The organism is Shewanella sp. POL2, from assembly GCF_000282755.1.
Classification (GTDB): domain Bacteria; phylum Pseudomonadota; class Gammaproteobacteria; order Enterobacterales; family Shewanellaceae; genus Shewanella; species Shewanella xiamenensis.
In genome coordinates, this window is the sequence record NZ_AKZL01000220.1 from 1 (window position 1) to 425 (window position 425).

The 425-nt window shown below is 44.9% G+C and carries 1 protein-coding gene; it reads left to right on the forward strand.

Going from position 1 to position 425, the window contains the following annotated elements; translation table 11 throughout:
• Positions 1-80: 80 nt before the first annotated feature.
• A partial coding sequence (locus SHEWPOL2_RS22150; protein WP_037431929.1) for an IS5/IS1182 family transposase occupies positions 81-425 on the forward strand: 345 nt, incomplete at its 3' end.

Sequence of the window (425 nt, forward strand, 5' to 3'; positions counted from 1 at the left end):
GGCTTTGTTTCCTAAATCAGTTGAACTAAAACCATAGCTGGTGATCTGATCGGCATAGCCTATCAACTCACCCATCAATCGTGTCAAAACCTCGCTATAAAACAACTAACTGGAAGCAATACAATCAAGCCTTAATTAATCGTGGCTCACTTACCTTCTGGATTGATGAGGACGCTATCGCCCAGTGGAAAGCTAAGGCTGAGCAACCAAGGAAAGGTCGCCCACACGTATTTAGCGACTTAGCCATTACCACCGCACTAATGGTTAAACGTGTTTTCTCTATGCCACTGCGAGCGTTACAAGGCTTTATCAACTCGGTGTTTAAACTGGCTGATATTCCGCTTTCGTGCCCACATTACACTTGTATCAGCAAACGAGCGAAAGCCGTCAAGATTGCTTTTAAAACCAAGACGCGTGGCACCATT